This window comes from Paenirhizobium cremeum (assembly GCF_047553425.1).
In the GTDB taxonomy this organism is placed as follows: Bacteria; Pseudomonadota; Alphaproteobacteria; order Rhizobiales; family Rhizobiaceae; genus Allorhizobium; species Allorhizobium cremeum.
In genome coordinates this window covers 23,649-42,842 of record NZ_CP180219.1, presented here as the reverse complement: position 1 = coordinate 42,842, position 19,194 = coordinate 23,649, and the positions used below count along the sequence as shown (strand labels likewise).

Below are 19,194 nucleotides of genomic sequence, written 5' to 3'. Positions count from 1 at the left end.
TTCTGAAATTTTTGCGCGATTGCTTCTGCAACCGATCAGAAGCCTGAAATCACGCGAGAAAACGGCGTTATGGCGCGCACCCTGCCGCCGAAGGGGCCGACGATCGCGGCAAGTGCCTTGTCCGGATTGGCAAGGTCGAAGAGACCGCTGATCCTGCGTTCGGCGAGTTCACTGTCTGGCATGACAATCCAGGCGGTGTGGTAGCGCTGGACGGTCTCGATCGCTTCCCGGACGGTCACTCCTTCGAGCAGGATCTTTCCGTCCCGCCACGCGCCGATATCCTCAAGGGCAATATCCTTGACCGTGACCTTGCCGTCGGTGTGATCGATGACCGCAACCTGGCCGGAGTGGAGAACAACGGGTGCGTCATCGCTTTCCGTCATCTCTGCGCTGATCGAGCCCCGCAACAGGGCGACCGTGGTGGAGGCACTGGAGACCTCGACATCGAAGGCGGTTCCCAGCACCGTCACTTCGATGCCGTCTGCATCGACCCGAAACGGCCGTCCCTCGTCATGGGCGACATCAAAGAAGGCGGCCCCCGCAAGCAGCCTGACGCGACGTTCCGCGGATACGATCTGCGTGGAAATGGCGCTGCTGCCGCTGAGTTCAACCGTCGAGCCATCCGCCAAGCGGACGAGTTCCGTCTGGCCCGCCGCCGTGCGGTAATCGGAACGCCAGTCGATTAGCATCACCGGCACGAACACCCAGAGAAGACAGATGGCAGCAAGAACGGAAGCGGCAAGGACAAACGGCCGGCGCAGCCGCCGCCGGGCAATTCCATGCGAACGACGCGAGGGTGAACGCGCCGCATCAGGCGCAGCAGCGGCCCAGTTTCTGTCGGCATAGGCAGGCTGAGCCGCGCCGAGAACGTTCCAGGCCTGATTGACACTCGCCCAGGCGGATCGATGATCTGGCGATGTGGACACCCAGGCATCGAACTCGATCCGTAAGGGGGAATCTTCCGGAAGGCCGCGCAGCCGGAGGATCCAGCGCGTCGCCTCGCCGAGCAGTTCCCTTTCTGTCTTTGCCTTGCTGCCCAACGTCGTTTCCTTTGCAGGCTCCTTCAGTTCTTCCTGTGGCCAGAGCGAACAATCGAGCCGATGTTCCTGTTTCATCTTCCGCGCCTGCGCGAAAAGGCGGCGAACTCGGTGCTCGTCATATTAGGTTTTTCCCCCGGCAGGAGGAAGATCGTCGGTATCCTGCCGCAGGCGGGTGGTAACCGCGATCATCGCGTCCTCCACCAGTCGGTAGGCCGTGCGCAGCGACACTCCCAAGTGCGCTGCAACGTCCTCGACGGAGTATCCGCCAAACCTGACCATCTCCAATGCAATACGCTGCTTCTCCGGCAGGCTGGCGATCATATCCATGGCGCGGCGCATACTCTCACAGAATAGAATGGATTCCTCCGGCGTCGGAATGGCCTGCGGCGCCGCCCAGTCCGGCGCCTCCTGCTCGCTCTGCCTCGCCTCGAGTTTCCGCCGGCGATGTCGGTCGATCACCAGATTACGGACGATGCGAAACAGATAGGACCTCGGCGGCAAGGCTCTGTCATTACTCGTCGTCGCCGGCAGGAACCGCAGGAACGCTTCCTGCACGATGTCCTCGGCGCCATCGCGCGTACCGAGCAGACGGCTGGCGTAGTCGATGAGTACAGGACGATGCGTCGTGTACAAGCCGAAGCGAAGGTCGGGCCGTTCGTTCATCCGGCGTTTTCCCGAACAGCACTCAAACGCGCCTTCCTATCCAACGAAGTCCGATGCCGCTCCCAAACATGGAGAGGCATCTGTTCCATACCGAATGTCTACCCTGCTGAACCTCGCCTCTCGCGTGCCGCAGGTTTTTCCGTGCCGCAAACGCATAGGCGGCGCGAAATTTCTTGGCAATACCAAGCATTTACACCGCTGCTTCGGAGCTCGACGGGCGTGGGCGCGAGAAAAGTAGAGTTATTTAATCATATTTATCAACGCATTCGGCGATTGAAAGTACCGTCCGTTCGCAGAAAATGCGCTTCCCTTTGGCTGGCAAGGACTGCGATCAATTTTTCGTGATTGGAAGGCGAGGCCGGGCGGGAGGGAGAGCGACCGGCGCTTCGCTCCGCAGTCAGGCCGTGCTGGCAAAGCGTTCCGGCCGGAACGTGGCGAGCATTGGATGGCGGGCGCCGGTTGCCATTTCATAGGCCATGAGTTCGCCGACAAACAGGCCGAGTGTCGCGCCGCTATGGCTGAAGGCCACGAAGCAACCGGGAACGCCCTGCAGTTCTCCGAGTACCGGTTCCCCGTCCCCCGGGATGGGCTTCGGACCTGCGCCATAGGAGGCGACCTCCAGAACCGGATTGCCTTCCATGACTTTCGATGCTTCCTCGAGCAAGCCCTGCAACGTCTCGGCCTTCACTGCAAAGGATCCGTCCGCCCTGACCTCGACCTCTTCGGCCGCCCAGTCCGCATCGAGCGAGAAGGTACCGTTCGGCGCCGGACGGATTGCGACGCGGGGGGTGTTCAGGACGGCGCGAAGCGGGTGGTCGAGCGGTTTGGTCTGGATGAGCAGGGCAATCGGCGTTCCATCGCCGATAGTCACGCCGATATCGGAGGCCATGCGTGGAACCGCCGGGCCTGTTGCGATCAGCACGGCGTCCGCTTCGAACCGCTTGCCGGAAGCCGTGACGGCCCCGATGGCGCGACCTCCTTCCACCTGCGGCGACGCCGCACCCTGATCCGTGACCAGAACACCGCCGAGCGCCGAAAACTCCTTGAGGAGATAATCGATCAGGATGGGCAGATCGACCCAGCCTTCACCGGGGTTGAAAATTGCTCCCTGCGGGGTGATCGCCCGACCGTCGATGCCGGGAGTGATCTTGGCGATCTCCGAACCCTGCACATGCAGCGCATCATAGGCCAGCGATATCTCGTGACGATAGGCAGCGTCGATCTCGTTGCCGGCATTGTCTGCATCCCAGGTGAGGCCGCCTTCGAAGCGCAGCCAGTCCACATCGGGCAGCTTTGCCGACAGCGTGCGGTAGCGGTCGATACCCGCCATGCGCAGGCGATGATATTCCTCCGAGCGCATGCGGGCCGAGTTGAGCCAGGAAAGGGAGCGCCCGGATGCACCATTGGCCGGAGAGCCATCGTTGATGATGGTTACCTTCACCCCGCGGCGAATAAGCTGGGTCGCCGTGGAGACACCGAAAATGCCGGCGCCGATGATGATTGCAGAGGAGATCTTGTTTGTCATGGTCTTGTCTTTTCGTCTGTCGGATCAAAAATGCGGTTGGATGTAATCAGGGAGTTTCTCAAAGCCCGGTCCGCGCCGAGCGGAACAGGGCGTCAATCGCCTTCATGCTGGCGACGGCATCATCAAGGCCGGTTTCCAAGAGTTCGCCCGTGAGGACGGCATGCGCGAAGGCATCCGCCTGAAGGCGATACTGGTCGACAGGCTCGATCAAGATTTCCTCCCGCCCGCCGCCGGTAAGATCCCGGTCCCCATCTTATCGTCTGCGTCACTTCGCACCTTCTTTCATGCAGATACGGGTTTTGATGTGCTGATCGCTGGGTCAGAGCACTTCCGCCAGGAAGCGCTGGAGACGCGGGCTCTGCGGACGGTCGAAGATCGCTTCGGGCGTTCCTGCCTCCACGACGCGGCCCTCGTCCATGAACACGACCTGATCGGCCACGCGCCGGGCAAAGCCCATTTCATGCGTGACGACCACCATCGTCATGCCATGCTTGCCGAGATCGGCCATCAGGTTGAGGACGCCCTTCACCAGCTCGGGGTCGAGCGCGCTCGTTACCTCGTCGAAGAGAATAACCTCGGGCTCCATGGCGAGCGCCCGGGCAATCGCCACGCGCTGTTGCTGACCGCCCGACAAGCCGCTGGGGCGATGATGCTGGCGGCTTGCCAGGCCGACATCCGCCAGCCTTGCCTTGGCGATGCGCTCGGCTTCTTCCTTCGGCAGTCCCTTGATCTTGGTCAGCGACAGCATCACGTTCTCGAGCGCCGTATGGTCCGGGAAGAGATTGAAATGCTGGAATACCATGCCGACCCGGCGGCGGAGCTTTTCGGGCTTCATGGCAAGAATGCTCTCGCCATCCAGCAACACGTCGCCGGCTTTCGGCTCGACCAGACGGTTGAGGCAGCGCAGCAGCGTCGACTTACCCGACCCGGAGGGTCCGATAATGCAGGTGACGGAACCCGGGCGCACCGAAAGGTCCACGCCCTTCAGCACATCCAGCTCGCCATAGGCCATGCCGAGGTTCCTCACATCGAGGCTGCCGCCCTTGAAGCCCGCTCCCGGCTTCTGATCCATGCGTTTTGCGCCGTCGAGTTCGTCGACCTCTTCGAGACCGCTTGCGATGCCGGCCGGTTTCTGCTTGCCGAGCCTCAGGCGCGTGTCAATCATATTGACGACATGGGTCAGCGGCACGGTGATGACGAGATAGAATATCCCCGCGAGCAGAAGCGGCGAGAGATTGCCAGTGACGACCGCCTGATCCTGACCGACGCGAAAGATCTCACGCTCGGAGGCCAGGAGGCCGAGAAAGTAGACGAGGCTCGAATCCTTGACGTTGCCGATGAACTGGTTGACCAGCGCCGGCAGCACCCGTCGCACTCCCTGGGGCACCACGATCAGCCGCATGCCCTGGCCATAGCTCATGCTCAGCGCGCGGCAGGCTTCCATCTGGCCGCGATCGACGCTTTGAATACCGGAACGGAAGATTTCGCCGATATAGGCGCCCGCGATCAGGCTGAGTGCCATGATCCCGAGTGGATAGGGCGATGGGCCGAAAAGTTCGCGGCCGATCCGGGCGAAGCCCTGCCCTATCAAGAGGATCGTGACGATCGCCGGCAGTCCGCGGAAAATGTCGGTATAGATGCGCGCTGGAATGCGCAGCCACGGCGATCGGGAAATCCCCATGATCGCCAGCACCATGCCGATGACCACACCGAAGACGGTGGAAGCGGCGGCGAGGATCAGGGTGTTTTTCAGGCCGACCGCAATCATCGTCGGCAGCACCTCGGCCATCGCGTTCCAGTCGAGGAAACTGCGACGCAGATTTTCAAGCCAGTTCATCAAGCTCTTCCTTGAAATGCGGGGCCCGGCGGCATGCCGCCGGGCCGAACGGGATCACCTGGCGATATCACTTGGGAAGATATTCGGCCGGCATCGGCGAGCCGGGGAACCATTTCTCGTAGAGGGTCTTCCAGGTTCCGTCCTGCATGGCTTCATGCAGCCCCTTGTTCAGAGCTTCGCGGAACGTGTCGTTGCCCTTTCGGATCACGAAACCGGCCGGTGCGTCGAAGCTTGGAATGTTGATGGTGACCTTCAGATCCGTGTGGCGGGCGGTATAATCCTTTGCTGCCTCGTAATCGAGGAAGTGAGCATCGATCGTGCCATTGTTGAGGGCGACGACTGCGGAGTTGTTGTCGGGAAACTTGACCAGATCGGCGCCGGTGAAGTTCTTCTCGGCATAGATCTCCTGCAGGGTGCCCTGCACGACGCCGAGGCGCTTGCCTTTCAGGCCTTCGGCGTTGGTGATCTTCGCATCCGGCGTCAGCACCGAGAGATAGCCCGCGAGATAGCCGTCAGAGAAATCGACGGTCTGCTTGCGTTTCTCGGTCGTGCCGATAGCCGCAACCGCAACGTCGAAACGGCCGTTCGCGACGGATGGCATCAAGGCCGAGAACTCTTGACCGGTGAATACGACCTGATCCTTCTTGTAGCCAATGCGCTCTGCAACGTTCAGGAACAGTTCGATGTCAAAGCCGGTAAAATTGCCGTCGGCGGTGGTGAAGGTATAGGGCTTGGCATCGCCCATCGTGCCGACGCTGATGATGTTCGGGTCGATCAATCCGTAGGGATTGTCTTCCGCAAGCGCCGCCGTGGCTGTGACGCCGGTAAAGGAGAGAGCCAGCGCGAGCATGGCAGCCCGCATTCGGCCTATAGAATAAGACTTCGCTTCGAGGAATTTCATGGGTTCGTTCTCCTGCTCTGGTGGTCTCGTTTGCGACGTTTTCAAGCGCAAGGGTCCCGCCCGGACGGCAGCCGAAGACACCGTCCGGCCCATACTCGTCGCATATGCCGGGATTCACGATTCTTTCGTGAGACCGGTCTCTTTATATTGTGAGACCGGTCTCTTTTGGTTTTGACAATTGTTATATTCGCATTTGCCAGCCGTCAACATCTCTTGTAAGGCTAATGTCATGGAACAGAGCCCCGCCAGATCTTCCTCGGTTACGGTAGCCGACGTCGCCCGCGAGGCTGGCGTCTCCAAAGCGACAGCGGCCCGTGTTCTGGGAGGTTATGGCACGGTTAGTGCCAAGGTCCGCGACGCGGTGAAGGCGGCAGCCAGCGCGCTGGATTATCGCCCCAACGAACTCGCCCGCTCCATGACCACCGGACGATCGGGAACCATCGGCGTCGTCGTCGGCGATATCGAGAACCCGTTCTTCAGCCTTGCCGTGCGGGGCATTACCGATGTCGCCCGCCTTGCTGGTTTCAACGTCATCCTGTCCAACTCCGGGGAGGACGTCGCCGCGGAAAAGGCGGCAATTCGCACGCTGGTTGCCAAGCGCGTCGACGGGCTCATCGTCTCACCGGCGAAAGAGGGTGATGTGGAGCACCTGAAGGACATCGAGCGCTCGGGCCGTCCTCTCGCACTGCTGGATCGCTCCGCGCGATCGTTGAACGTCGACACCGTCATCGCCGATGACAGGCATGCTGCGGAAAGCGTGACGAGGCTGCTGATTGCACAGGGTCACCGGCGCATTGCCTATGTGACCGCCTGCGATACCGCCGATCATGTTTTTCGCACGCCGGAGGATATCTACACTGACTCTGTGCGGCGACGCATCGAGGGCCATCTGGGTGCATGCCGCGAAGCGTCGCTGGAAGGCGTGGAACAATGGGTGTGTGTTGGCGCCAACAGGCCGGAGGCAACGCGGCAGATCGTCATGGGCATGTTCCGTTCGACGGAGCGTCCGACTGCAATTATCGCCTCCGACAGTGTGATCGGCCTGGAGGTCTTCAGGGTCACGCGTGAGTTGGGCCTCATCCTTCCGGATGATCTCTCCCTGGTGTCCTTCCATGATGCGGACTGGACCTCGGTGACCTCTCCACCGGTGACGGTGGTGCAGCAGCCGGTTTATCAACTGGGCGAGGCTGCAGCGAGGCTGCTTGTGGGACGTCTGAAAGGCGAAACCGGTGAGGGCCGCAGGGTTGTGCTCGACACCCGATTGATCGAGCGGGCCTCCGTCGGTCCCGCCCCCTCCCCTGCCTCATAACCGAGGGTTTCGCGCGTCATCAGTGTCGCCGTTCGTTGCCATCCGACATATGGCGGCGGAGCTCGTTCTCGTTCTTCACGAGGGAGGGCTCAGCGAGGCGTTTTCCTGCATCCATAAGAGGTGGACTATCCCTGCGTCGATTGGGATGTGAGTCGCACGCACCTCCCGAGCGATTCTGGTTAGACTGGCCGAAAACGCGGCGTTGGATGCAGCTTATGGCATTTTAAAGCGGCGGGGCCGTGTGGAACTGGCCGGAGTTCCAAACAGCGCCGCAGCGGGGCTAAATGGCTGTAATTGTGTTTCCAATGGCCGGTTCGAGTCGGCATTTCGCCTGTGGAGGGCGAAGAAATTAGGGAGGCGTTAACCCTATTTCGCTTGCGGCGAACTGAGAATCGTGTCCTTGCTTGGCGAGTAATGGCCGACAAAACGCATTTTGGCCGCCAAGAGGGACCCATGGCGCTAAACACTCAGATCAGACGGGAAATCTCCGGGCAGGAAGATACCGCCGAGAAGATCGTCAGACACGCAAGCATGCTGTCAAATCAGCTGCAGCAGCTTCGTGCCCGCATGTACCCTCCCCGTTCGGAAAAAACGCTGCGGTACTTTCTGACGAACGAAGTTTCCAAACTCACATCCATACCGGATTCGACGCTCAAGCTGATGTCGATCGAGGGGCGTGGGCCGGTGCCCAGCAGGCTTGAAAACAATCATCGCGCCTATACCCTGGCGCAGATCAACGAATTGCGTGAGTTCTTTGCTGAGCAGAAGCCAGCGGAAGCCCTGCGCTTCCTTCCTCATCGCCGCCCCGGCGAGCATCTTCAGATCCTTGCTGTTTCGAATTTCAAGGGCGGAAGCGCCAAGACGACGACAAGCATACATCTGGCGCATTACCTCGCGCTGCATGGCTATCGGGTGCTGACGATCGATCTTGATCCTCAGGCCTCCCTGTCGGCAATGTTCGGTGCCCAGCCGGAGGTCGATGTCGGATCGAACGAGACGATTTATGCCGCGCTTCGCTATGACGAAAGGCGGCGCCCGATCGGCGAAATCATCCGCAAGACCTATTTTGAAGGAATTGACCTGATCCCCGGCAATCTGGAGGTCATGGAATATGAGCATGATACCCCGCGGGTTCTGTCTCAGGGTGGTGGCCGGGCCGGCGGAATATTCTTCGAGCGCTTGAAACTTGCGCTCGGAGATGTCGAGGGGAAATATGATGTTGTCATTCTCGACACGCCGCCGTCCCTGGGCTTTTTGACGCTCGCGGCCATTTACGCGGCGACCGGAATGATCGTGACCGTTCATCCAGCGATGCTCGACGTTTCCTCTATGAGCCAGTTTCTGCTGATGATGGGGGATCTGGTCCAGGTTCTGAACGAGAACGGCGCCGAATTGAAGCAGGACTTCTTCAAGTATCTGGTGACCCGACACGATCCCAACGATCAGCCGCAGTCGCAGATCGTCGCCATGCTCCGGCATTTGTTCGGAGATGATGTTCTGCTGCCGACTGCGGTCGAGAGCACGGCCATTGAGGCGGCGGGGCTTGCCAAGCGCAGTCTCTATGAACTCGAGATGGGCCAGGTCGGCCGGGATACCCATAAGCGGGCGCGGGAAGCCATGGATTCCGTCAACGAGGCGATCCTTGAGTTGGTTCGATCGAGTTGGGGTAGAGCATGAGCAAGAAATCCATCACGGCAAGTTTCGGATTGCTGGCGGCGGGAATCGACGCCAATGAGGCGGCTGATGTGACACCGGCGACCGTTCCGGCGACACCCCGCCCCTCGCCGCTTCCGCGCGTCGGCGCGGGCGTGATTGGGGCTGCCGATCGATCGATCGGTGCGTTGCGCGCCGAGCATGATCGTCTCGCGGCACTGCTCGCCTCGGGCGGTGGTGCATCGAGCGAGCTGGATCCGGCGCTGGTGGACCCCTCGCCTTTTCCGGATCGTTTGCCGGATGATGGCGATGCGGGTTATCTCGAATTCAGACAGACGATCGAAACCGAAGGACAGCGTGTCCCGATCCAGGTGCGTCCGCATCCGAACGAGGCCGGACGTTACCAGGTGGTCTACGGTCATAGGCGTTTGCGGGCAGCGAAAGAACTCAGCCGTCCCGTCAAGGCTATCGTCGTTGAAATGTCCGACCGCGAAATGGTTGTTTCGCAGGGACTTGAGAACGCATCGAGGCAGGATCTGACATGGATCGAGCGAACGCTGTTTGCTCGCCGCATGGATGATGCAGGCCTGAAGGCGCGAGATATCCGTTCTGCTCTGTCGATCGACGATCCGGAACTGGCGAGGATGCGTTCCGTTTACAGGGCGGTTCCGTTGGAGCTAATCGAGCGCATAGGTCGCGCGCCCAAAGTCGGACGTCCGCGTTGGGTGGATTTTTCCAGACGATTTTCACTGGTGTCCAATTCAGAAGAACGTGTTCTTAAAACCTTGTCAGCTGACAAGGTTTTGAAAACTTCTTCCGATGAACGCTTCCGTTTGGCGTTTGATGCCTTGAAGGCCTCGAATGCGAGCAATGGAGAAGCCGATAGCCTGGATCTGATCGAGCCTGGCGGAGAGCCCCTCGGCGTGTTGAAGGTCTCAGACAAAGGACTGCGGCTTATCGCGTCCACAGCGCGCGGGCGGTCCTTCTCGGCTTTTCTACAGGCGGAAATGCCACGCCTTATTGAGCGTTTTGTTGAAGAAGACGGCCAAGACTAACGATAAACCTTGTCAGCTGACAAGGTTCTGCAGCGGTAACTAGAACAGAAACTGGACGTGAAAGGATAGCTATTGAGGTAAAACGAAAGGCCCCCAAGCGGCGAACCAACCTGAGAGCCTTTGTATCTTGTAGCGAAGACATCAATAGCTCCCACCGAATCACCTGTCAAGTCGGAACGCCATTTTGGTGAGCACTTTCGTATTGCCTACAGCTTGGAGGCTACGAAATGGAGAGAAGCAGTATAACGACACCGTTTGGTGGTCGAGGTGTTACGCTTGCGCTGATTAGGGGCCAGCTTGAGAGCGGTTCTGTTGCGCCGGGCAAGAGCGTGGACAAGTGGCGTGTTTATCGCGATGTCTGCGATGCGCGGGGGCTGCTTGGTTTGCGGGACCGTGCGCTTGCGGTTTTGAACGCGCTTTTGTCGTTTTATCCGGAAAGCCGGCTTTCTGCGGAAGACGGCCTGATCGTGTTTCCGTCGAATGCGCAACTGAGCGCGCGGGCGAACGGCATTGCCGGCACGACGCTGCGGGAGAACCTGGCGCTTCTGGTCAAGGCCGGGCTCATTCACCGCAAGGACAGTCCGAACGGCAAGCGTTATGCGCGCAAGGGCGAGGGGGGCGCGATCGAAGACGCCTACGGCTTCAATCTGGCGCCGCTTCTGGCGCGGGCGGAAGAACTGGCGCAGCTTGCCCAGCAGGTTGCCGCCGAGCGCCGCAGGGTGCGGATCCACCGGGAGAAGATCACCATCTTGCGGCGGGACATCCGCAAATTGATCACGGCGGCGATGGAGGAGGGGGCTGCCGGCGACTGGGCGACGATCGAGGCCGGCTATATCGGCATGGTCGCCGGCATCGGGCGTGCACGGAGCGTCGACGAACTGGAGGCCGTGCATGCGGATCTGGCGCTGTTGCGCGAGGAAATCGTCAACATCATGGAAATGCAGCTTAAAACACAAAAAAGCGACGGCAATGGTGACGAATGCCGTCAGCACATACAGAATTCAAATACCGAATCCATCAATGAACTTGAACCTCGCTCTGAACAAGAGCAGGACGAACCGCCGGCGGGTATTCCCGCACCCCGGCGCGAGCCGATCAAGACCTTCCCCCTGGGAATGGTGCTGAGGGCCTGCCCGGACATGGCCGCCTATGGTCCCGGCGGCGCGATTTCGAGCTGGCGCGAGATGATGGCCGCGGCGGTGGTGGTCCGATCGATGCTGGGGGTCAGCCCCTCGGCCTATCAGGAGGCCTGCGAGGTCATGGGGCCGGAAAACGCCGCCGTCGCCATGGCCTGCATTCTCGAAAGGGCGGGGCATATCAACTCGCCCGGCGGCTATCTGCGGGATCTCACGCGCAAAAGCGCCCGCGGCGAATTCTCGCTCGGCCCGATGATCATGGCGCTCGCCCGGGCCCATCCGACCCCCGGCCAAAGGGCATCGTAGCGGCATGGCGGGAAAGGGAAAGCGGACGATGCGGATCCGCCGGATCAAAGCCCCGCGGCCTTGGTCAGGTTGATGCGGAAACGGTCGCGGCGGCGCTGATAGCGGCGGGTCATTTCGGCGGAGGCGTGACCGAGCTGCTTTTGCACGTAGCGCTCGTCGACTTCCGCCGAGGAGGCAAGGCCGGCGCGCAGCGAGTGGCCGGCGAATTTCTGGCCGCGTTCGACCTCGGAGAGATCGCCGCGTATGCCCGCTGCCATCGCCGTCTTCTTGACGAGGCGCGCCACCTCCTGGTCGTTGAGACGCTCGGCGCCGACGGATTTGCCCTTTCCGGTCACGCGACGGAAGAGCGGTCCCCTGGCCAGCCGGGCAAAGCGGATCCAGGCTTCGAGCGCCGCGACGGGGCAGGTGGTGTCGGCCGATCCCCGGCCGATCTCGACCTCGCGCCAGCCGGTCTTGCCGCGCAGGGTGACGAGGGCGCCCTTGTCGTGGATTTCGATCCAGCCGCGGCCGTCTTCGGTCTGGTCGCGGCCGAGATCGAGACCGGTGATTTCGGAGCGGCGCAGGCCGCCGGCAAAGCCGACGAGCAGCATGGCCCGGTCGCGCAGCCCCCGCAGCGTCCCGCGATCGAGGGTTTCCAGCATGGCGATGATGTCTTCGGGAAGGATCGCTTCCTTCTGGCGCGGCGGCGCGGCATGGGTGTTGCGGATGCCGGCCATGACGGTGGCGATATGCCGGTCCCTGCGCTCGAGGACAAGGCCGCGCTGGGCATAGTTCCAGGACAGGGAGGAGAGACGCCGCTCGATGGTTGCGACGGAATTCGGCCTGGCGCCGCGCTCGACCGTTCCGGAGGCGCAGGCGGTGATATAGAGGCCGACGACCTGGGGGCTCGGCGGCAGCAGCGCGAGACCCTGCCGCCGGCACCAGGCGGAAAAGTGCTTCCAGTCCGCCGCATAGGCGCGACGCGTATTGGCCGAACTGGCGGCTTCGACATAGGTGCGGGCGCGGTCGGCGAGATGTTCGAGATGCTGCGAAAGAGGCAACGGCCCGTCTTCAGCGGAGGAAGCGGGATCGGAAAGGCCGCCGGCGGCATCCGGAGCAGGCGGCGGCAGGGGCAGCGTGAGGTGGTTCTTGTCTGGTTCTTCCATGCCGGCCATATCGAAAGGGTTCGGCGCTTGCCGCGAAATCGGCGGCAACCGCCACAATGGGGGTTCACGGGGCACGCGCAAACAGGTGATTTGCCGCAGATTACGGGGCGACGGAGAGCGTGACAAGCCGGTTGCGCTTCGGGGGAGCCGACCGGCGTTCGCCTGCTTGGTTTCCCGGTGCGATAGGGAATACCGGGGTAGGGCGGGAGGGCCATGGAACGTCCACCCGCAGCTGCCGCGCAAACCGCGGTTCGATGACAGGAAGGATCGACGGGATTGCGGGCGTAGAGACAGCCGCTCCGGCGTCAAGACCGGCAGGTGCCGCAGCCGCAGTCGTCACAGGCCGGCGTTCGCCAATGCCATGGCTTGCGTGGAGGGGGAAGGCGGAGAAATCCGGAATGGCATCGGGCAAGCTCCACAAGCGCACCAGACCACACCAAGAGCCCGGCGACCGACCGGGGTCGCCAAGGCGTGGTCGCCCGCGCGGCCGGGGAAGGAGGCATCCCGTGTCGTTCCGACGGCCAGCAAACGCATCGCCCGTGTCTCTTACCGCCGTCTGCGCCACGACAGCGGTCGTTTTGCCGCGCTTGCGCGCGCGGTTTTCATAAAAGAGAACAAGGAACGATAATGCAAGATTATCAATCGTGATTGGATAAAGACAAGGCGTGCGGTTTAATACATAAATTTCGAGAAAAACGCTCCCTATGAATCGGAGTCAGCCGGGGCGTCAACGGCAAGTATACCGGTTCCCTCGAAATCCTTCACGTTGGGCGTAACGACCGCCAGGTTATGAAACATGGCCGTGGCGGCGATCGGCCTTCGAACCAGCAACATGGCATCGTGTGCCACAATCTGTTTGAGCGGTTCGACCAGCGTTGCCAGTCCCAGTCCGCCAGAACGTCCCACACGCGGGCACGCATGCCGGCGCTCATGCGTGGATGGGCGTTGGTGCACAGATCGTTTATCGATGATGGGTGAATTGCCCCCATTTCGACCGGACAGATCGCATAAGCAGAAAGGCTCAATCCGGCCGGGGTGCCGATGAGCTAGAAATTGGCGACCTTGCCCCAGACGGATGCGTGCAGGCGATCCGGGTGGTAGGGTTTCGGATCGACGAGCGGCTCCTCGCCGGTGACGAGGTCGGCGATGAGATGGCCGGCGCCCGGGCCGATGCCGAAGCCGTGGCCGCTGAAGCCCGCGGCCAGAATGAGGCCCGGCATTTCCGAAAGTTCGCCGATGGCCGGAACGCCATCCGGCGTGCTGTCGATATAGCCGGCCCATGCCGCCGTGATCGTCGTCTTGCGCAGTTCGGGAAAGAGATCGAGCGCCCGCTGATGCGTGAGCCGGATGGTGGATGCATCCGTTGCCGGATCGAGGATGCGCATGCGCTCCATCGGGGTCTCCTCGTCGAGACGCCAGCGCGTCAGGCTTTCATGTCCGGAGCGAATACCCTCCAGACCGCCCGGCGACAGACTTTTCCAGCGCCGCAGGAACATCGGCAGGAACTGCCGGGAGAAGCGTAGTTGTTGGGCGGTCGGATCGATGCGGCCGCGACCGCTGATCGCCAGCGTATAACCGCCATCGCCACGGCGCGTGACCGAGACGGCGGCGGTGTGCAGGGCATCGGGAAGCCCCTCGGCCCCGGCCGAAACCGACAGGATGGACGAGCGGACCGACGCCTGCGGAAAACGCACGCCGAACTGCCGGCAGAAGGAAGAGGCCCAGGCTCCGCCCGCCATCACCGCGAGTTTTGTCCGGATCGTGCCCTTTTCTGTGACGACGGCAGAAAGGCGTCCGCCCTCGGTCTCGATGCCCCGCGCCGCGCACATCTGGTGCATAGAACCACCAAGCGCCATGATCGCGCGAGCGACGGCGGGTGCTGCATTGGCCGGATCGGCAATGCCGTCCGTCGGCGAGAAGACGCCGCCCTTCCAGATGCGACCGGTGGCGCGGCCGCGTTCGCTCGCCTCTGCGCTGTCCAGCATATGGGTGGTGACACCGACGGTACGGGCGAAATCGCGCCAGCGCGCCCATCCCGCCAGCTCCGCCTCGTCATTGCTGAGGTAAAAGAGGCCGCAACGGCGAAAGCCGGTGTCCTCGCCACTATCGGCCGCGAAGCGCTCCCAGAGATCGAGGCTCTTCGTCGCCATCGGCAGTTCGCGGGCGTCGCGGTTCTGCTGGCGGCACCAGCCCCAGTTGCGGCTCGATTGCTCGGCGCCGATCCTGCCTTTTTCGATGAGCGCCACCTTCATGCCGCGCTTCGCCAGATAATATGCCGCGAAAACGCCGACGATGCCGCCGCCGATCACCACGACATCGGCGGATGCTGGCAAGGTCTCTGTCGTTTCGATGTGGCGCAGGGGTGCGGGCATGGTTCAGCTCTCCGGAATTCTATCCCAATCTAACGGTTTGCCGCCGGAAGCGTGACCGGAGTTTCGCCGCTCCCGGCATTTCCTTCTTCGGTTGTCCCTGACGGCAAACTATTATGCTTCAAAGACGAATTTCCTCGGAGATGGACAGTGAGGGGGGATATGCTAAGCTCGTGACACGCCGATTGCAGCATTTTATGCTGCCCTCGCGCATCCCTTGCTCGAACATGGCGGACGCGACATGAAACTGGACCGGATCGACATCAAGATTCTCTACGAACTGCAGAAGAACGGCCGCATCACCAATGTCGAGCTGGCGGAGCTGGTCAATCTCTCGCCCAGCCCCTGCCTGATGCGGGTGAAGAAGCTGCAGGCCGAGGGCTATATCGACGGCTATTCGGCGCAGATCAATGTCGGCAAGCTCGGGCAGACGCTCACCGTCTTCACCGAAGTCACCCTCAAGAACCACCGGCAGATCGATTTCGCCCGCTTCCTGGCGGCCGTCGAGAAGGTGGACCAGGTGATCGAATGCCATCTGGTTTCGGGCGGCTATGACTATCTCCTGAAATTCGTCACCGCCGGCATCGGCGAATACCAGACGATCATGGAACGCCTGACCGACATGGACATCGGCATCGACAAGTACTTCTCCTTCGTCGTGCTGAAGTCCCCGATCGTCAAGGCGCACATGCCGCTGACCAGTTTGTTTCCGCTTTGAGGAGGTGTGGGGCTATCCAACCCTTCGAGTAGGCCCCAGAGCGAAAACGTGCTAAAGATAGCTTGGCGCCCTCAACCTGGACAATTAGGCCACCTGACCTGTCATCTGAAAGCGGACGCGGCGATCTATGGCCTGAGCCCCTGAATTTCCTCCAGATGGGTAGAGTCCCTCAATAAGAAATTGGACAACCCTGTCCGCGAATGATTGTGCAAGCCGATTTGATGCTCGCTCAAGTAGACTAGCGGCGTTGCAGGAAATAACCTACAACGAAGCAAAAATAGGGCTGGGGGACTTGCCACTTTATGACCATATCTGCTCCCGATGATGACGCTATCATCTTAACTGTCGATGATAGAGAAACCAATTTTCTGTCGCCGCTAATTAATGACGAGAAACTTCTCGCCTTGGAGTACCGCAGGCGAAAGAACGGCAACGATGTTAAAAGCGTCCATCCTGCCGATGTTTCCGCCGAAGAGGCAAAGGGATGGGTGGTTCAGCGCCCTGGAAAAAGGGCCACGCGCCTCAAGCGCCCAAAGAAACACGAAAACCTGCTGGAAGACCGCGTTTGGTGCCTGCTTTATTCGATGGGTTACCGCACGCTAAACGAGGCCCGCTTTCGTATCGCTTTCACGCGGTTTGATACATCGACCGGCAGGAAGGAAATAGACGTTTACGCCGAGGACCAGGAAACAGTCCTCGTGATTGAGTGCAAGTCGCGAAAAGAGCGCGGCCGACGCTCCCTGCTAAAAGACATTCAAGAAACAATATCTCTACAGCAGTATTTCCGGGATTCGATCAACAGACGCCTTGCGGGGGCTGCAAAGCCAAAAATCATCTGGCTTTACGCCACAAACAATATTCTTTGGTCTGCCTCAGACATCGAGCGCGCTGAAACTCATGGAATTCAAATTATAACCGAAAACGAAATCCAGTACTTCGAGACTTTTTTGAAGCATATGGGGCCGGCAGGAAAATATCAAATATTGGGAGATTTCCTTAGAGGTCAAAAGATTCCGGGGCTGACAAACGTAAAAGTTCCCGCAATTCGAGGGAAGATTGGCGGAGAAGTCTTCTATAGCTTTGTCACAACCCCACGCAATCTGCTCAAGATTGCGTTTATCAACCATCAAGCACTCAACCACCCAGATGGGCGTCCTGCCTATCAGCGTATGATATCCTCATCGCGTATCAAGGAGATCGGAAGCTTCATTGAGAAGGGTGGTTTTTTTCCGACCAATATTCTTGTCAATTTTTCGGACGCGCCTCGATTTGACTTGATCTCGAACTCCGAGAATACAGATGCGAACCTTAAGTTCGGCTGGATCACCCTGCCTTCAAAATACCGTTCAGCTTGGATCATTGACGGTCAGCATAGACTCTATGGCTTCTCATATTTGGATGATGAATATCTAGATCAAAGCCTTTTCGTTCTGGCCTTCGAGAAAATGGCCGTCCAAAAGGAAGCCGATCTTTTCATAACGATCAACCACAGACAAAAGAGCGTTCCGAAAAGCCTATTGGTCAGCTTGCTCGCAGATATCCGAATGGGCGACAGCGACCCGTCTACTGCACTATCTGCTCTTGGTTCCGCGGTCGTTCGAGCACTGAATACAGATAAAACGAGCCCGCTGGCGCGTCGTTTTTCTACGCACGGGGTGCCGCCTGAACCCAGCCAGAATTTAACGATATCGGAGGCGGTCAACGGTCTGCGACGATCAGGATTGATTGGCAAGGTGATTGGTAAAACATTGGCGCCGGGACCTCTCTCAGGTGCGACGGATGATCAGACAGTAGAGCGCGCCTCAATTGTGTTAAGTGCGTATTTTGAAGAAGTAAGGCTGGCAAATCCTGCACGTTGGGAAGCGGGTCGTGAGGCGTTTATCGCTGTGAACCCCGGTATTCGAGCGCATCTGAGCATGATCGCGGAGGTCGTCACTTATCTCTCGCACAAAAATTCTCTGGACTTCCCACTGATGGAGCCGGAGGAATTTTGTCGGCATGTGACAACATTCTGCCAACCAATCTTCAAGTTTATCAAGAGCGCTTCAGATGACGTTGTTCGGGATCGGTTTTCGCGCAAATTTGGAGAAGGCGGCGTCAAAGAATACGCGTATCACCTAATGCAGATCTTACAAGACACTCATAGCGACTTTGGCACGGAAGAGTTCCAACGATGGGTGGAGCAGAGTAACTCAGAGAAGATCGATGAGGTGAACCAGTTCCTGATGAAACTCGCCGAACGTTTGACGGATTACGTCATCGACACTCTAAAGAAGGTTCATGGCACTCATCGTCTTGCGAGTGATGAGCAAGCGTTCTGGGAAATTGGCGTCGAGAGTGAGCGCATCCGAAAAAATGCGTTTGAAGCGCAGCAGAGGGATAAGGCGCGACGCAAACCGAAGGAAGCTTACCTAAACATCGTCGATCTTGCTGAGATAGTGAAGCAGCAGAACAACTGGGATCATTTTGAGAACGTTTTTAAGAACGCGCGGCCAGATGAGCGTGCTGGCCAGAAATACTATCTCGGCTGGATCAATACGTTCAATGAATTGCGCAATATAGCGGCCCACAAAAATCAACTTAAAACGTATACAGATGATGATCTTGAGTTTGTAGAATGGCTTCGAACCGAGGTTCATCCGAAGGTTCCATCATGACCCATCAACCATTAAAACCATTTCTGAAGTGGGCAGGCGGCAAACGCTGGTTATTTGAAAGCGGGCAATTCGTTCTTCCGAAATTCGACGGGCGCTATATTGAACCATTCCTTGGTGGCGGGGCCGTGTTCTTTGAGAACCAGCCCTCGAACGCCGTGTTAAGCGATGCTAACAAGCGATTAATAGAGCTCTATATCGTGATCCGGGACGATCTTGACGAGTTTGAAGACCTGATTAAGCAGCACGCCTCTGCACATTCTAAGCACTACTATTATGAACTACGCTCTGAAGAGCTAGCAACGCCGGTACGCCGTGCCGCTCAGTTTTTGTATTTAAATCGTACGTGCTGGAACGGACTATATCGGGAGAATCTAAGAGGGCAGTTCAACGTCCCAATTGGGACCAAGCAAACCGTAATTTTTGAAACAGACGACTTTCCGGCTTGGTCGAAAGCCTTACAGGGGACATGTCTGCTTCACAGGGACTTTGAGACAGCTATCAATGAAGCAAAGGAAGGTGATTTCGTCTTTGTTGACCCGCCCTATACCGTCCGACATAACATGAACGGCTTCGTGAAGTATAATCAGAACATATTTGCTTGGAAAGATCAAATTCGTTTGCGCGATGCATTGCTGCGAGCAGCTAGGCGTGGTGTGCTTTTCGCGATGACAAATGCAGATCACGAAAGCATTAGAGAGTTGTACGCGGGAATTGGTAAGCAGCGACAGCTCACGCGATATAGTGTGATCGCTGGAAAGGCGGCATATCGAGGGCAGTCGACTGAACTCCTTATAGTCGGTTGATCGCCTAGCCAATGGGTAGGAGTTGATTCGTAACGGCGGCGCTGCGCCGCAAGCAGCGTGGATGCTATCATTCGGCT

The 19,194-nt window shown here is 59.3% G+C and carries 15 protein-coding genes; 7 read left to right on the top strand and 8 right to left on the bottom strand.

What is annotated here, in order from left to right; genetic code table 11:
• Positions 1 to 35: 35 nt before the first annotated feature.
• The 6 genes from ACLBKR_RS21695 to ACLBKR_RS21670 form a co-directional block, all read right to left on the bottom strand.
• Positions 36 to 1,115, bottom strand: coding sequence for a FecR family protein (locus tag ACLBKR_RS21695; protein ID WP_414902185.1), 1,080 nt, complete (start codon positions 1,113 to 1,115; stop codon positions 36 to 38).
• Positions 1,116 to 1,160: 45 nt separating this feature from the next.
• Positions 1,161 to 1,703, bottom strand: a complete 543-nt coding sequence (locus tag ACLBKR_RS21690) for an RNA polymerase sigma factor (RefSeq protein WP_414902183.1) — start codon at positions 1,701 to 1,703, stop codon at positions 1,161 to 1,163.
• Between the two features lie 397 nt (positions 1,704 to 2,100).
• Positions 2,101 to 3,228, bottom strand: a complete 1,128-nt coding sequence (locus ACLBKR_RS21685; protein WP_113486390.1) for an NAD(P)/FAD-dependent oxidoreductase — start codon at positions 3,226 to 3,228, stop codon at positions 2,101 to 2,103.
• Positions 3,229 to 3,286: 58 nt separating this feature from the next.
• Positions 3,287 to 3,439: a hypothetical protein gene (locus ACLBKR_RS21680; protein WP_414902180.1), complete on the bottom strand. Its 153-nt coding sequence runs from the start codon at positions 3,437 to 3,439 to the stop codon at positions 3,287 to 3,289.
• A gap of 108 nt (positions 3,440 to 3,547) precedes the next feature.
• Complete coding sequence (locus ACLBKR_RS21675) at positions 3,548 to 5,065, bottom strand: amino acid ABC transporter permease/ATP-binding protein (RefSeq protein ID WP_113486388.1); 1,518 nt, start codon at positions 5,063 to 5,065, stop codon at positions 3,548 to 3,550.
• A gap of 67 nt (positions 5,066 to 5,132) precedes the next feature.
• Complete coding sequence (locus ACLBKR_RS21670) at positions 5,133 to 5,927, bottom strand: ABC transporter substrate-binding protein (RefSeq protein WP_414902229.1); 795 nt, start codon at positions 5,925 to 5,927, stop codon at positions 5,133 to 5,135.
• 268 nt (positions 5,928 to 6,195) lie between these two features.
• Between ACLBKR_RS21670 and ACLBKR_RS21665 the strand changes: the two genes are divergently transcribed.
• The 4 genes from ACLBKR_RS21665 (at position 6,196) to repC (ending at position 11,425) form a co-directional block, all read left to right on the top strand.
• On the top strand, positions 6,196 to 7,275 hold the full coding sequence (locus tag ACLBKR_RS21665; protein ID WP_113486383.1) for a LacI family DNA-binding transcriptional regulator: 1,080 nt from the start codon (positions 6,196 to 6,198) through the stop codon (positions 7,273 to 7,275).
• Between the two features lie 453 nt (positions 7,276 to 7,728).
• On the top strand, positions 7,729 to 8,952 hold the full coding sequence (repA, locus tag ACLBKR_RS21660) for a plasmid partitioning protein RepA (RefSeq protein ID WP_162759181.1): 1,224 nt from the start codon (positions 7,729 to 7,731) through the stop codon (positions 8,950 to 8,952).
• Positions 8,949 to 9,983 carry a plasmid partitioning protein RepB gene (gene repB / locus ACLBKR_RS21655; protein WP_113446910.1) on the top strand — a complete coding sequence of 345 codons (1,035 nt, stop codon included), beginning with the start codon at positions 8,949 to 8,951 and terminating at the stop codon, positions 9,981 to 9,983. The genes repA and repB overlap by 4 nt, the downstream gene beginning before the upstream one ends.
• Positions 9,984 to 10,210: 227 nt before the next feature.
• Positions 10,211 to 11,425 carry a plasmid replication protein RepC gene (gene repC / locus ACLBKR_RS21650; protein WP_414902177.1) on the top strand — a complete coding sequence of 405 codons (1,215 nt, stop codon included), beginning with the start codon at positions 10,211 to 10,213 and terminating at the stop codon, positions 11,423 to 11,425.
• Between the two features lie 44 nt (positions 11,426 to 11,469).
• Here the strand turns inward: repC and ACLBKR_RS21645 are convergent, their stop codons facing one another.
• Both ACLBKR_RS21645 and ACLBKR_RS21640 read right to left on the bottom strand, forming a co-directional pair.
• On the bottom strand, positions 11,470 to 12,579 hold the full coding sequence (locus ACLBKR_RS21645) for a tyrosine-type recombinase/integrase (protein ID WP_113488182.1): 1,110 nt from the start codon (positions 12,577 to 12,579) through the stop codon (positions 11,470 to 11,472).
• A gap of 1,037 nt (positions 12,580 to 13,616) precedes the next feature.
• A complete protein-coding gene (locus ACLBKR_RS21640; protein ID WP_113486452.1) occupies positions 13,617 to 14,942 on the bottom strand; it encodes an NAD(P)/FAD-dependent oxidoreductase in 1,326 nt (441 codons plus the stop codon).
• 238 nt (positions 14,943 to 15,180) lie between these two features.
• Between ACLBKR_RS21640 and ACLBKR_RS21635 the strand changes: the two genes are divergently transcribed.
• From ACLBKR_RS21635 to ACLBKR_RS21625, 3 genes are all read left to right on the top strand, one after another.
• Entirely contained in the window at positions 15,181 to 15,657 is a 477-nt protein-coding gene (locus ACLBKR_RS21635; protein WP_099060665.1) for an Lrp/AsnC family transcriptional regulator, read from the top strand.
• Positions 15,658 to 15,959: 302 nt separating this feature from the next.
• On the top strand, positions 15,960 to 18,314 hold the full coding sequence (locus tag ACLBKR_RS21630; RefSeq protein WP_113486450.1) for a DGQHR domain-containing protein: 2,355 nt from the start codon (positions 15,960 to 15,962) through the stop codon (positions 18,312 to 18,314).
• Entirely contained in the window at positions 18,311 to 19,117 is an 807-nt protein-coding gene (locus ACLBKR_RS21625) for a Dam family site-specific DNA-(adenine-N6)-methyltransferase (RefSeq protein ID WP_113486448.1), read from the top strand. The genes ACLBKR_RS21630 and ACLBKR_RS21625 overlap by 4 nt, the downstream gene beginning before the upstream one ends.
• Positions 19,118 to 19,194 lie beyond the last annotated feature (77 nt).

Coding starts and splice junctions, on each gene's coding strand:
- ACLBKR_RS21630 (WP_113486450.1), top strand. CDS start 15,960: ATGACCATATCTGCTCCCGATGATGACGCTATCATCTTAACTGTCGAT.
- ACLBKR_RS21685 (WP_113486390.1), bottom strand. CDS start 3,228: ATGACAAACAAGATCTCCTCTGCAATCATCATCGGCGCCGGCATTTTC.
- ACLBKR_RS21690 (WP_414902183.1), bottom strand. CDS start 1,703: ATGAACGAACGGCCCGACCTTCGCTTCGGCTTGTACACGACGCATCGT.
- repC (WP_414902177.1), top strand. CDS start 10,211: ATGGAGAGAAGCAGTATAACGACACCGTTTGGTGGTCGAGGTGTTACG.
- repB (WP_113446910.1), top strand. CDS start 8,949: ATGAGCAAGAAATCCATCACGGCAAGTTTCGGATTGCTGGCGGCGGGA.
- ACLBKR_RS21635 (WP_099060665.1), top strand. CDS start 15,181: ATGAAACTGGACCGGATCGACATCAAGATTCTCTACGAACTGCAGAAG.
- ACLBKR_RS21695 (WP_414902185.1), bottom strand. CDS start 1,115: ATGAAACAGGAACATCGGCTCGATTGTTCGCTCTGGCCACAGGAAGAA.
- ACLBKR_RS21665 (WP_113486383.1), top strand. CDS start 6,196: ATGGAACAGAGCCCCGCCAGATCTTCCTCGGTTACGGTAGCCGACGTC.
- ACLBKR_RS21625 (WP_113486448.1), top strand. CDS start 18,311: ATGACCCATCAACCATTAAAACCATTTCTGAAGTGGGCAGGCGGCAAA.
- repA (WP_162759181.1), top strand. CDS start 7,729: ATGGCGCTAAACACTCAGATCAGACGGGAAATCTCCGGGCAGGAAGAT.
- ACLBKR_RS21670 (WP_414902229.1), bottom strand. CDS start 5,927: ATGCGGGCTGCCATGCTCGCGCTGGCTCTCTCCTTTACCGGCGTCACA.
- ACLBKR_RS21640 (WP_113486452.1), bottom strand. CDS start 14,942: ATGCCCGCACCCCTGCGCCACATCGAAACGACAGAGACCTTGCCAGCA.
- ACLBKR_RS21645 (WP_113488182.1), bottom strand. CDS start 12,579: ATGGCCGGCATGGAAGAACCAGACAAGAACCACCTCACGCTGCCCCTG.
- ACLBKR_RS21675 (WP_113486388.1), bottom strand. CDS start 5,065: ATGAACTGGCTTGAAAATCTGCGTCGCAGTTTCCTCGACTGGAACGCG.